12 protein-coding genes and 1 riboswitch are annotated in these 12,993 nt (G+C 67.8%); of the genes, 11 read left to right on the top strand and 1 reads right to left on the bottom strand.

Annotated features, from left to right (window positions below):
- The first annotated feature begins 35 nt into the window (after positions 1–35).
- Positions 36–1,034 carry a VOC family protein gene (locus tag NQ036_RS04265; protein WP_257057225.1) on the top strand — a complete coding sequence of 333 codons (999 nt, stop codon included), beginning with the start codon at positions 36–38 and terminating at the stop codon, positions 1,032–1,034.
- Between the two features lie 67 nt (positions 1,035–1,101).
- Here NQ036_RS04265 and NQ036_RS04260 read toward each other — a convergent pair whose 3' ends face one another.
- Positions 1,102–1,941 carry an acyl-CoA thioesterase domain-containing protein gene (locus NQ036_RS04260; RefSeq protein ID WP_257057224.1) on the bottom strand — a complete coding sequence of 280 codons (840 nt, stop codon included), beginning with the start codon at positions 1,939–1,941 and terminating at the stop codon, positions 1,102–1,104.
- Between the two features lie 67 nt (positions 1,942–2,008).
- Positions 2,009–2,140: riboswitch (TPP riboswitch) on the top strand.
- Here NQ036_RS04260 and thiE point away from each other — a divergent pair.
- The 10 genes from thiE (at position 2,128) to guaA (ending at position 12,989) form a co-directional block, all read left to right on the top strand.
- Positions 2,128–2,859: a thiamine phosphate synthase gene (gene thiE / locus NQ036_RS04255; RefSeq protein ID WP_257057223.1), complete on the top strand. Its 732-nt coding sequence runs from the start codon at positions 2,128–2,130 to the stop codon at positions 2,857–2,859. (Overlaps the previous riboswitch by 13 nt.)
- Positions 2,856–3,761, top strand: coding sequence for a bifunctional hydroxymethylpyrimidine kinase/phosphomethylpyrimidine kinase (gene thiD / locus NQ036_RS04250; protein WP_257057222.1), 906 nt, complete (start codon positions 2,856–2,858; stop codon positions 3,759–3,761). Before thiE ends, thiD begins: the two co-directional genes overlap by 4 nt.
- Before the next feature lie 28 nt (positions 3,762–3,789).
- Positions 3,790–4,560 (top strand): TenA family protein, encoded by a 771-nt coding sequence (locus NQ036_RS04245; protein WP_257057220.1) that lies wholly within the window; start codon positions 3,790–3,792, stop codon positions 4,558–4,560.
- Between the two features lie 144 nt (positions 4,561–4,704).
- Positions 4,705–5,880, top strand: a complete 1,176-nt coding sequence (locus NQ036_RS04240; RefSeq protein ID WP_257046962.1) for an alcohol dehydrogenase catalytic domain-containing protein — start codon at positions 4,705–4,707, stop codon at positions 5,878–5,880.
- Between the two features lie 206 nt (positions 5,881–6,086).
- Positions 6,087–7,463, top strand: a complete 1,377-nt coding sequence (locus NQ036_RS04235) for an MFS transporter (protein WP_257057219.1) — start codon at positions 6,087–6,089, stop codon at positions 7,461–7,463.
- 41 nt (positions 7,464–7,504) lie between these two features.
- Positions 7,505–8,794, top strand: a complete 1,290-nt coding sequence (locus NQ036_RS04230; protein ID WP_257057218.1) for an MFS transporter — start codon at positions 7,505–7,507, stop codon at positions 8,792–8,794.
- A gap of 60 nt (positions 8,795–8,854) precedes the next feature.
- A complete protein-coding gene (locus NQ036_RS04225) occupies positions 8,855–9,985 on the top strand; it encodes a GuaB3 family IMP dehydrogenase-related protein (protein ID WP_257046965.1) in 1,131 nt (376 codons plus the stop codon).
- A 1-nt stretch (position 9,986) separates the two neighbouring features.
- Positions 9,987–10,931: an SURF1 family protein gene (locus NQ036_RS04220; RefSeq protein ID WP_257057217.1), complete on the top strand. Its 945-nt coding sequence runs from the start codon at positions 9,987–9,989 to the stop codon at positions 10,929–10,931.
- A complete protein-coding gene (locus NQ036_RS04215) occupies positions 10,912–11,364 on the top strand; it encodes a DUF3817 domain-containing protein (protein ID WP_373566578.1) in 453 nt (150 codons plus the stop codon). The genes NQ036_RS04220 and NQ036_RS04215 overlap by 20 nt, the downstream gene beginning before the upstream one ends.
- 26 nt (positions 11,365–11,390) lie before the next feature.
- Positions 11,391–12,989, top strand: a complete 1,599-nt coding sequence (gene guaA, locus NQ036_RS04210) for a glutamine-hydrolyzing GMP synthase (RefSeq protein WP_257057213.1) — start codon at positions 11,391–11,393, stop codon at positions 12,987–12,989.
- Positions 12,990–12,993 lie beyond the last annotated feature (4 nt).

Raw genomic sequence — 12,993 nt, 5'->3', positions numbered from 1 at the left:
GTGACATATCGCTCCGGCGGTCGCACACTTGTGGCATGACACCGAACCCCGTTCTAGACCCCAGACCGCCCACCGACGAAACCGAACGGACCCCGCTGGCCGTCTCCCTGTGGTTCGACAGGTGCGCACAGGATGCCGTTGAGCACTACACCAGGGCGTTTCGCTCCGTCACCGTCGAACGCGCCGAGAACTACCCGGCCGATCCCGCAGAGCTCCCTGACTTCCAACGCGATTTGGCCGGCGAACTCCTGGCGCTCGACCTGCGGATCGAGGACCTGGACTTCACCTTCATCAACGCCGATGACACCTTCCGGCCCACTCCGTCGCTCAACCTGACCGTCAACTTCGATCCGGCCCGGCACACCGATGCCCGTGCCTATCTGGACCGGGTCCACGCGGTGCTGATGGAGGGTGGCCGCGAACTGATGCCGCTGGACGCCTATCCGTTCAGCCCGCACTACGCCTGGGTTGAGGACCGCTTCGGGGTGAGCTGGCAGCTGATGGTGACGAACCCGGACGGGCAGCCCCGACCGTTCCTGCTGCCCTCGCTGAGCTTCGGCGGTCCCCAGCAGAACCGGGCGGCCGAGGCCGTCGACTACTATCTGCAGACCTTCACCCGGATCTTCGGCCCCGACCTCCCCAGCGGACTGGGACACCTGTACACCTATGGCGAGTTCGGCGGGGTCCCGGACCTGGGCCCGGGGGTCGAATCGCCGGTTACCGCCGAATCCGTGATCCACGCGGACTTCCGGCTCGCCGGGCAGTGGTGCACGGCGATGGACCCAGGGGCAGGCCAGGACTTCACCTTCACGGAGGGTGTCTCGCTCATCGTCTACGCGCAGGACCAGGCGCAGATCGACGCACTGTGGGAGGCACTGTCGCATGTCCCGGAGGCCGAGGCCTGCGGCTGGTGCAAGGATCGCTTCGGCCTGAGCTGGCAGATCGTCCCGCGCACCTGGCCGGAGCTGAGCACCAGGCCGGGGGCCTATCAGACGATGATGGGCCAGAAGAAGATCATCATCGCCGAATACTGAGTTCGGCTCGACCCCGGCCGGATTCCCCGGGACCGACCGTGATCCGGCCGCTGGGAACGGCCGAGGTTCAGGCCGGCCGAGGCGCGGCGCCACCGCCGGCACGGCGCTTGCGGAACAGGACCTGCTGGCTGATCGAGGCCAGCAGGACGCCGGAGGAGTCGGTGATGTCCCCGTGGTAGAGCCCGCGCCCGTAGGCCACGGAGCGGGGCCGCAGGTCCATCAGCATCCACTCCTCGGCGTCCATCGGGCGGTGGAACCACAGAGTGTGGTCCAGGCTCGACTGCGATTGGAACTCTTCGGTGTTGTACGTGCCGATGCCCGACGAGATGTCGGAAAGATAGGTCACCGCCAGGATGTTCATGAGGTCGCGGCTGATCGTCGCAGCCCCCACCCCGGTGCGGCTGAGATCGGCCGTGCAGCGGGCCCAGAAGCGCTGCGGATAGTCGGGTTCGGGGAAACCCGGTTCGGTCCTCCGGCCCTCGAAGCTGAACAGCCGGGGGATCGGGTAGAACTCGTTCATCGGCAACTCGTGGTCGTTCAGCGCCGTATCGCCCTGCACATCGGGGGACTTCCCCGGCAGTGCGAAGGACGCCGACATATTGAAGATGACCCGTCCGTTCTGCAGTGCCACCACGCGCCGGGCCGAATAGGAACCACCGTCGCGGTCGCGGAAGACCTGGAAGACCGTGGGCTTCGAGGCGTCGCCGGGCCGCAGGAAGTATCCGTGCAGAGAGTGCGGCAGGCGCCCGGAGTCCACGGTCAGGGCCGCGGCCAGCAGGGATTGGGTGGCGACCTGGCCGCCGTAGAGCGCGAAGGGTTCGTCGAAGACGAAGCCGGCGCGGTAGATGTTGAGGTCGATCTTCTCCAACTGCAGAAGATTGAGCAGGCTGCCGGGTGCTTCGGTCACGGTTCCTCCAAGGTTCGGGCTATGCGGGGATACCCCAACTCTAGACTGCCGTGGATGTTAGTGTGGAGCCGATGACACGGGGTGCCCAGGTAGTCGCACCGGCGCGGGTTCGTGCCGCCGCCGGCCGGCCAGGGCTGAGAACACACCCGTCGAACCTGTCTGGATAACTCCTGCGAAGGGATGGTCATGATTGACCCCGCTGTGCTCAACCCCCGCCTGATCCCCTACGATTTCAGCCTGTATTTGGTGACCGACACCGCGATGTGCACCGCCGCCGGGCGCGGCGTGGCCGACACCGTCGCAGCCGCTGTCACCGGCGGCGCCTCGGTCGTGCAGGTGCGCGAGAAACACGCCTCCGACGCCGAGGTCCTGGCCCTGACCCTGGACGTGTTCGCCGCCCTGCGCGGCATCCCCGCACCGGCCGGGACGGCGGCCGAGAACGTCCCCGTGTTCCTCGACGACCGCGTCGAAGTCGTCGCCGAACTGCGTCGGCGCGGCCTGCCCGCCCACATCCACGTGGGCCAGACGGACATGCCGCCGGCCCAGGTCCGCGCCCGCCTGGGCGCCGAACCCCTGCTGGGCCTGTCCGCCCACACCGCCGAACAGTTCGCCGTCGCCGCCAAGGCCGGGGGAGTGGACCTGTTCGGAGTCGGCCCCGTCTGGGCCACCCGGACGAAGGACGTGCAGCGCCCAGCACTGGGCGTCGAGCACTGGACCGAACTGAACCGGGAGGCACTGGAACTCGGGATCCTCGCCGTGGCGATCGGCGGGATCAAGGGCCACAACGTCCACGAACTCGCCGGCGCCGGCGCCCTGGGCGTGTGCGTGGTCTCCGATATCTGCACTGCAGCCGATCCCGAGGCCGCAGCGCGGTCGATCCGCGCGGCCTACCTCGGCGCGCAGGGGGAGAACCGATGAGCACTGCGCCGACGAACACCGTGCCGAACCCCACGCCGTTGAATACAGTGAACAGGCCCCCGATCGCCCTGACGATCGCCGGCACCGATCCGTCGGGGGGCGCCGGCATCCACGCCGACCTCAAGAGCTTCGCCGCCCGTGGAGCCTACGGCACCTCCGTCATCACCGCCCTGGTCGCCCAGAACACCCATGGTGTGTCCCGCGTCTACGGGATCGATGCGGACTTCGTTGCCGACCAGTTCGACTCGGTGCTCGGGGACATGCCCGTGGACGCGGCGAAGACCGGGATGTTGGGCACCCGAGAGCTGGTCGACCTGACCGTGGACAAACTCGCAGAGACCCCCGTGCCCCACCTGGTCGTCGACCCCGTCATGGTCTCGACCTCGGGACACCGGCTGCTCGACGCCGACGCGATCGGCGCGGTGCGCGCGCGCCTGCTGCCGGTCGCCTCGGTCATCACCCCGAACCTGCCGGAAGCGGCCCTGCTGCTCGGCGATGACGTCGCCGAGGCCCGCGACGAGTCCCAGATGACGGCCCAGGCCCGCGAACTCGTGGCGCGCGGGGCCGGGGCGGCCCTGGTCAAGGGCGGCCACGGCACCGGCGGCACTGTCTTCGACGTGCTCGCCGTCGCGGATGGCCCCGGGGCGGCCTCGGTGCACGTGTACACGCACCCACGGGTCGCCTCGGCCAATACCCACGGCACCGGCTGCACCCTGTCCGCCGCCATCACCGCGGAACTGGCCCGCGGGGCACAGCTGGAGCCCGCGGTCTTCGAGGGCCTGGAGTACCTGGGCCGGGCCCTGGCCGCGGCGGCGGGCTGGAACCTGTCGCTGGACCCGGCCGGCGCCCACGGGCCGGTCGACCACCTGGTCGATCTGCGCCCCGTGCGCGCACGAGCCTGAGCACCCGAAACCCGAGGAGGGATACACCATGGTCGACTACCACCTGTTCAGCCAGGGCCCGCGCACGCGCGAGCTGTGGAATTCCGTACACGACGTCATCACCCGGATCGAGGAACTCGACTTCCTGGGCCAACTGGCCGACGGCACACTCGGCCACGAGGCCTTCGTGAACTACCTGTTGCAGGACGAGCTGTACCTGGACGGCTATGCCCGGGCCATGAGCCTGCTGGGGGCGGCCGCACCCAGCAGCGACCAGACCCGCTTCTGGGTCTTGGCCGCAGGCGAGGCGATCGCCGATGAACAGTCGATGCACGCCGAATTGCTGGCGGACCCCGGGTTCTCAGCGATCGCCGACCGGCTTTCGACCGCGGCCGGTGTGATCGGGGCGGCCTGGCCCGCCGGCGGGGCCAACCCCACGACACTGGGCTACACCTCCTATCTGCTCAGCCAGGCGGCGAGCGCACCCTATGCAGTGGGAGTCGCCGCGATCCTGCCGTGCTTCTGGGTGTACGCGCACATCGGCAAGGTCCTGGTTCAGCGGGTGCGGGCGGGGTCCCGCGATCTGGCGGGGCATCCCTTCGCGACCTGGATCGAGGCCTACGACAGCCCCGACTTCGACGCATCGGTGGTGGGGGCCGTGGGCATCCTCGAGGGCCTGCTGGAAGCCGCGCCGAAGGCCGAGCTCACGCGCATGGTCCAGACGTTCCGCCAGGCGTGCCTGTACGAACTGCACTTCTGGGCGGCGGCCCATGTGGGCCAGGACTGGCAGGAGCCGAATCACCGCACCCCGCGGGGATGAGGGCCGGCGGGGCCGGGACCCCGCAGTGCCCGGACCCGAGAGAGCGCGTCGGGACGTGTGCCGGAGCGGCCCCGGGCGCGTGCCGTGGAGATATGCGTGCGCGGTAATGTGGGGACGAACGAAACCCCGAAGAAAGGCAGATCGATGAAGATTCGCGGAGCAGTGCTGCGCACCATGGAGGCTCCCCGGCCCTACGCCGAATCGAAGCCCCTGGACGTCGTCGAAGTCGAACTCGACGCCCCCGGCCCCGGCGAGGTCCTGCTGAAGATGACGGCGGCCGGCCTGTGCCACTCCGATCTGTCCGTGGTCAACGGCAACCGCCCCCGCCCGCTGCCGATGCTGCTGGGCCATGAGGGCGCCGGCATCGTCGAACAGGTGGGCCCCGGTGTGAGCGACCTGGCCGTCGGCGACCACGTGGTCACCGTCTTCCTGCCGCGTTGTGGGAAGTGCGAGAACTGCCTGACAGACGGCAAGCTGCCGTGCATTCCCGGCAGCGCCAGCAACAACGCCGGCTATCTGCCCGGCTTCGACACCGCTGCCGATGCGGACGTGCCCCGCGATGGCAACGGGATCGCGCAGCTGACCCGGCTCCATGAGATCGACGCAGCCGGCAATGTCACGGGGGACCTCTACCACCACCTGGGCGTTTCGGTGTTCGCCGATCACGCGGTGGTCAACCAGGCCTCGGTCGTCAAGGTCGGCGCCGACGTCCCGCCCGAGGTCGCAGCGCCCCTGGGCTGCGCCGTGCTCACCGGCGGCGGCGCCGTCATCAACGCCGGCAAGCCGCAGCCGGGCCAGGACGTGATGATCGTGGGCCTCGGCGGTGTCGGCATGGCCGCCCTCATCACCGCGCTGGGCCTCGATGGGGTGCGCGTGATCGCGGTGGATGCGAACCCGGACAAGCTGGTGCGGGCCAAGGAGCTGGGTGCTGCCGCGGCCTTCACCCCGGCACAGGTGGCCGAACAGGGAGTCAAGGCACCGGTGGTCGTCGAGGCGGCCGGGCATCCCGCGGCCTTCGAAACCGCCTTCGAGGCGACGGCGGTGGGCGGCACGACCGTGACCGTGGGCCTGCCGGCGCCCGACGCCACCTCCTCGATCCACCCGGTGGTCCTGACCAGTGAGGCGCGCACCGTGATCGGCTCCTACCTGGGCTCGGCCGTACCCGCCAGGGACATCCCGAAGTACGCCCAGCTGTGGCGGGAGGACCGGCTGCCGGTGAAGGAACTCGTGTCCTCGACGATGCGCCTGGACCAGATCAACGAGGCCATGGACACCCTGGCCGACGGTAAGGCGATCCGTCAGGTCATCCTGTTCGACTGAGCTTCCGAGCCCGGCCGATTCCAGGGCCCCGGCACCGTTCCCAATACCACGGAACGGGACCGGGGCCCTGATCTATTTCTGCTAGAACGCTGTGAAAGGAGTATGCTGTCCTCGGAATATAACCAAGTTGACAACGCTGTCGGCGGTCCGCACCCATATCCCCGGTCCGGACCGCCGATGGCATTTCAAGGAAAAGAGTTCGCACAATGGCGACGAGCACGACTCCTGACGCTGCTAGCAGCGGCAGCGCCCCCGGTCCGAACCAGAAGACCACCTGGCAGACGGTCAAGGCCATTCTGGCCGCGTCCTCGGGCAATCTGGTCGAATGGTTCGACTTCTATATCTACTCCTTCTTCTCCGTCTACTTCGCAACGCAGTTCTTCGTCAAGGACAACGAGGTGCTGTCGCTGCTGCAGGCGGCCCTGGTGTTCTTCGTCGGCTTCCTGATGCGACCCATCGGCGGCTATATCTTCGGCCGGGCCTCGGACAAGCTGGGCCGGAAGAACTCGATGCTGATCTCCATCCTGGTCATGTGTGCGGGTTCGCTGCTGCTGGCCTGCCTGCCGACCTCCGATCTGATCGGCGGCTGGGCGGCCTTCCTGCTGCTGATCGTGCGCATGATCCAGGGTCTGGCCGTCGGCGGTGAGTACGGTGCGACCGCCACCTACATGTCCGAGGTCGCCACCGAGGGCAAGCGCGGCTTCTTCTCCTCCTTCCAGTACGTCACGCTGGTCGGCGGGCAGCTGTTGGCCAGTCTGCTGGCCGTCATCATGACGCACACCCTGGGCGATGAGCAGATCACCGCCGGTTGGTGGCGCCTGCCGTTCGTGATCGGCGCCGTCGCGGCCCTGGTGTCCCTGTGGCTGCGGTCGGGTCTGGAGGAGACGACCAGCGAAGAGGTGCGCAAGCACGAACACGCCGGCAGCTTCCTCGAGGTGCTGCGCCACCCGCGGTCCTTCTTCGTGGTGCTGGGCATCACCGCCATCGGTTCGCTGGTGTTCTACATCTTCACCACGTATATGCAGAAGTACCTGCTGGTGGTGCACCAGAAGACTCCTTCGGCGGAGACCTTCTCGAAGGGCCATATCGCCGACCTCATGACGATCGTGCTGCTGATCTTCATCATCATGCAGCCGATCGCCGGTTGGGTCTCGGACAAGATCGGGCGCAAGAACAACATGCTGATCTTCGTCATCGGCATGATCATCATCCCGATCCCCGTGCTGCACTTCATCGGCAACTCCACGAGCCTGGTCGGTGCGGGTATCTGGGTCGTCATCGCCATGGCCTTCGTGGCCATGTACACGTCGATCTCGGGCATCGTGAAGGCCGAGATGTTCCCGGCGCACATCCGCGGCATCGGCGTGGGCTTCACCTATGGCATCGGCAATTCGCTGTTCGGCGGTTCGGCCGAGTCCGTGGGCCTGTGGTTCCAGAACGCCGGGCACGGTAGCTGGTTCCCGATCTACGTCGTCATCGTCGCAGTGGTCGGCCTGATCGCGGTGCTGTACATGCACGACAACCGCAAGCACTCCACGATCGACAACCCGGACGATTCGGCATACGGCCGCGTGGGTAAGTAAAAGCACGGGGCTCCACGGCCCGACCGATAGGGTGGGAGGCGATGTCCTCCCACCCTTTTCCGTCTCCCGCTGCGTCCCGTGCCCGCTCCCTGCGCCGCGCTCGGTTGGGCGCCTCGCTGTTGTTCTTCACCAATGGGGCGATCATCGCCAATCTGGCCCCGCGCCTGCCCGAGCTCAAGGCCGCCCTGGGTCTGGGCGGTGGCGCCTACGGCATGGCCGTGGCGGCCTCGACCGTGGGCGCGATCCTGGTGGGCCCCTTCGCAGCGCGTCTGTTGCGCCGGATCGGTTCGGCCCGGATGGCCACGGCGGGCACGGTGTTCGCGGGCCTGGCGATCCTGCTCGTGGGATTCTCCCCAGCGCTTCCCGGACTGCTGGCACCGGGACTGTTCGTGTTCGGCCTGCTGGCCTCGGGGGCGATGGACGCACTGACCGATGTGGCGGAGAATTCCCAGGGCCTGCAGGTCCAGCGCCGCTACGGCAAGTCGATCGTCGGCAGCATGCACGCGGTGTGGTCGGTCGGCGCCGTGACCGGTGGGCTGATGGCCGCCGGGGCCCTGGCCTGGGGCCTGCCACTGCCGGTGCACTTCGCGGCCTCGGCGCTGTTGGTCGGCACGGTCGCACTGCTGGCGTTCCGGCTGTGCCTGCCCCCGGAGCGCACCCGCACCGTCGTCACGGACGGAGTGTGGGCACCGGGATCGGACCCCGCCCCTGAGCAGGGGCACCGGACTGGCGAGTACCGCCGAGAAGGCGCGGGCGCCCGGGTTCTGCCGGTGTGGGTATTAGTCCTGGCGCTGGGCGTGCTGGGGGTCGCCGGTGCCGGGGTCGAGGACCTGGGCAGCACCTGGTCGGGCGTCTATCTGGGAACCCTGGGCGCCTCGGCCCAGCTCGCGGCCTGGGGGTTCACCGTGATCGCCGGCAGCCAGTTCATCGGCCGGCTGCTGGGCGACCCCTTGGGCGATCGGCTGGGACCGCGCGCTGTCACCGGGGTCGGCGGCCTTCTGGTGTGTTTCGGAATGGGCCTGGCGTTGACACTGCCCGGCCTGCCCCTGACTTTTGCCGGCTACGCCCTGGCCGGCCTGGGCGTGGGAACCTGCATCCCGAATGTGCTGGCCCGCGCCGACGAACTCTCGGGCCTGAAACCCGGTACGGGCCTGGCACTGGTGTCCTGGCTGATGCGCCTGGGCTCGCTGTGCCTGGCCCCGGTGGTCGGTTTCATCTCCGACCACGCCGCGACCGGCCTGCGCGCCGGCCTGGTGTGCGTTCCGGTTGCCGGTTTGCTCATCGTGCTGCTGTGCTGGGTCCTACCCGGGCGTCGGGGTGAGCGGTTGTGACCGTCGATGCGGTTCTCCCGGAGTTCTACCGGTGGTAGACCGCTGGTAGGCTTAGCACCCGTGAGCACTGAGATTGAAATCGGCAGCGGCAAACGAGGCAACCGGGCATTTTCCCTGGACGACATCGCGGTCATCCCCGCGCGGCGCACGCGCGACCCCAAGGATGTCAGCCTCGACTGGCAGATCGACGCCTATAAGTTCGAACTGCCCTTCATCTCCGCGCCGATGGACTCCATCTCCTCGCCGGACACAGTGATCGCCCTGGGCAAGCTGGGCGGCCTGGGCGTGCTCGACCTGGAGGGCCTGTGGACCCGTTATGAGGACCCTCAGCCCTACCTCGACGAGATCGCCACCCTGCCGGACGACCAGGCCACCACCCGGATGCAGGAGATCTACGCCGAACCGATCAAGGCCGAACTCATCACGGCCCGGCTCAACCAGATCCGCGAATCCGGTGTCACCGTGGCCGGTGCCCTGACCCCGCAGCGGACCCAGGAATTCTACGAGACGGTGATCGCCGCCGGCGTGGACCTGTTCGTCATCCGCGGCACCACCGTTTCGGCCGAACACGTATCGTCGACGACCGAATCGCTCAACCTCAAGAAGTTCATCTACGAACTCGACGTGCCCGTGATCGTCGGGGGCGCGGCCACCTATACCGCGGCCCTGCACCTGATGCGCACCGGTGCCGCAGGCGTCCTCGTGGGCTTCGGTGGCGGTTCGGCTACCACCACCCACCGGGCCCTGGGCATCCAGGTCCCGATGGCCACCAGCCTGGCCGATGTCCACGCAGCCCGGCGGGACTACATGGACGAATCCGGCGGCCGCTACGTCCACGTCATCGCCGACGGTGGCCTGGGGACCTCGGGCGATATCGTCAAGGCCTTCGCGATGGGCGCCGACGCCGTCATGCTCGGCTCTGCACTGGCCCGCTCGGAGGAGGCCCCCGGTAAGGGCTACCACTGGGGTGCCGAGGCCCACCACCCGCAGCTGCCGCGTGGCCGCCGGGTGAAGATGAACACCGTCGCACCGCTTGAGCGCCTGTTGTTCGGTCCGGGACATTCGGCCGTGGGCGAGGTCAACCTGGCCGGCGCGCTGCGCCGTGCCATGGCCACCACCGGCTACCTGGACCTCAAGGAGTTCCAGCGCGTGGACGTCGTCGTCTCCCCGCACCCCGGCCGAGGCCTCTGACTTGCTGCGCCTGGCTCTCACCCCCCGGTGGCTGGGCTTTTTGGTGCTGGTGCTGGCCCTGTGCACGGTCTTCGTGGGACTGGCCGGCTGGCAGGCTTACCGTGCCGAGCACAAGAACGACGCGGTGGCGGCCCAGGGCATCGACGAGCTCAAGCCATTCAACGAGGTCATCGCTGCGCAGGTTCCCACTTCGGGCCTGCTGGCCCATCAACGGGTCGAGCTGAGGGGAAAGTTCCTGCCGGCTGACCAGATCGTGGTCTCCGACCGCGCGGGCGATGAGGGCAAGTCCGGCTACTGGGTTGTGACCATGTTCGTCCCCGAAGGCGCGCGGCTGGGCGCCGAGGCGAAGATCACCGGTGACGCCAAACTGCCGATCGCCATTCCGGTGGTCCGCGGCTGGACCGCTGACCTGGCCACCGCGCGGGACTCGCGGGCGCCCGATAGCGTCGTCGAACTGCACGCGCGCATCAATCCGATCGAGGCACCGACGGGCACGGACAAGTCCGAACCCGGTACCTACGGCAGCGTGTCGACCTCCGAGCTGGTCAACCTCTTCGACGTCTATTCGTATTCGGCCATGCTCATGGTCGATGCCGATCAGCAGGCGAAGGTCGCCGGCGGGGAACTGGGCCACGTGTCGATCGGGGCCAAGGACACCGGCGGATTCGACCTGCAGTCGGGCGTCTACACCCTCGAATGGCTGTTCTTCGCCGGCTTCGCCCTCTACATGTGGTACTCGCTGTTGCGTGACGCCTATCAGAACAAACAGGGGATCGGCCTGCCCGATATGTCCGAGGCCCGGGCCGCCGGCGTCGAATACGTCATCGTCAAGGGCGCGGGCGAACATGAGCTGCGCACCACGGCGACTCCCGTCCCGGTTCCCACGCCAGAACACACACTCAAACCCACCGACGCACAAACGAAGGATGAACCCCGTGGCCGCTGACCCGATGGACGCCAGGCCTGATTTCGACGAGAACAACGTCTGGACGATCAAACGCTTCACCTCCGCCCGCAATGCCCTGCGCTTCTACCGGGTGATGGCGATCATCACCGGCATCATGCTGTTGGCCCTGACGGTTGAGATGATCGTGAAATACGTCGTCTTCCCGCTGGCCGGGCTGTCCGGCGAGGCTCTGGCGATCGGCGGCTTCGACCTGGGTGAGGCCATCGCGATCTGCCATGGCTGGTGCTATGTCGTCTACCTCATCTCCTGCTTCTGGCTCAATCAGCAGATGCGCTGGTCGATCGGCCGTCTGCTCCTGTTGGCCCTGGCCGGCGTGATTCCCGTCATGTCCTTCATCCTGGAGCGCAAGACCAGCCACCGGGTGGCGCGTGAACTTGACGCCGCAGTGGTCGTCGCCCCCGTTCAGGGCTGAGATAGAAGACGGATAGGATAGACGTCATGACTGAAAACTCCACTCCCGAAACGGGGACCGCAGCGCGCCCCGTGCTCGTCGTGGACTTCGGGGCGCAGTACGCGCAGCTGATCGCACGGCGCGTGCGTGAAGCGGGACTGTATTCGGAACTCATTCCGTCGACGGCCTCGGCCGCGCAGTTCGCCAAGCGCAATCCTGTGGCCATCGTGCTCTCCGGCGGACCGTCGTCGGTGTACGAGGCCGGGGCCCCGCAGCTCGACGCAGCGGTCTTCGACCTGGACGTGCCCATGTTCGGCATCTGCTATGGCTTCCAGGTCATGGCGAATGCCCTGGGCGGCTCCGTGGCGAAGACCGGCAACCGCGAATACGGCTCCACACCGCTCGAGGTCAGCGCCTCGGGCACCCTGCTTGACGGGCAGCCTGCCGCGCAGACCGTGTGGATGAGCCACGGCGATTCCGTCGCCCAGGCGCCCGCCGGCTTCGACGTGCTGGCCTCGACCCCGGACACCCCGGTGGCCGCGTTCGAATGCGCGGCGAAGAACCTGGCCGGCGTGCAGTGGCACCCGGAGGTGCTGCACAGCGAATACGGCCAGAAGGTCCTGGAGAACTTCCTGTACAACGTCGCGGGCCTGACCCCGGACTGGACCTCTGGTTCGGTCATCGACGAACAGGTCGCCCGGATCCGCGAACAGGTGGGCGACAAGCAGGTCATCTGTGGCCTGTCCGGCGGTGTCGACTCCGCCGTGGCCGCTGCCCTGGTGCACAAGGCGATCGGCGATCAGCTGACCTGCATCTTCGTCGACCACGGTTTGCTGCGCAAGGACGAACGCCGCCAGGTGGAGGAGGACTACGTCCAGTCCACCGGTGTGCGCCTGGTGACCGTCGACGACTCCGATGTGTTCCTCAAGGAACTCGAGGGTGTGTCCGATCCGGAGACCAAGCGCAAGACGATCGGCCGCGAATTCATCCGGTCCTTCGAACGCGCCGCGGCCAAGCTGCTGGCGGAATCGGTGGAGACCGGAACCGGCCAGCCGATCGAGTTCCTGGTCCAGGGCACCCTGTACCCGGACGTGGTCGAGTCCGGTGGCGGCACCGGTACTGCGAACATCAAGAGCCACCACAATGTGGGCGGTCTGCCCGACGATGTGGAGTTCAAGCTCATCGAGCCCCTGCGCGCCCTGTTCAAGGACGAGGTCCGCGCGATCGGCCGCGAATTGGGCCTGCCCGAGGTCATCGTGGGCCGTCAGCCCTTCCCCGGCCCCGGCCTGGCGATCCGCATCGTGGGCTCCGTGGACGAACACCGGCTGTCGATCCTGCGCGAGGCCGATGCGATCGTGCGCGAGGAACTGACCGCCGCCGGCCTGGACGATGAGATCTGGCAGTGCCCCGTGGTGCTGCTGGCCGACGTCCACTCGGTTGGTGTGCAGGGCGATGGTCGCACCTATGGTCACCCGATCGTGCTGCGCCCGGTCTCCAGTGAGGACGCCATGACGGCCGACTGGACCCGCGTGCCCTACGATGTGCTCTCCAAGATCTCCAACCGCATCACCAATGAGGTCGACGAGATCAACCGCGTGGTCTTGGACATCACCTCCAAGCCCCCGGGCACGATCGAATGGGAGTGATCCT

Source organism: Brevibacterium sp. 91QC2O2, from assembly GCF_024580695.1.
GTDB lineage: Bacteria > Actinomycetota > Actinomycetes > Actinomycetales > Brevibacteriaceae > Brevibacterium > Brevibacterium moorei.
Note: the sequence above shows the minus strand (reverse complement) of the source record. Positions and strands in the feature narration are given on the sequence as shown.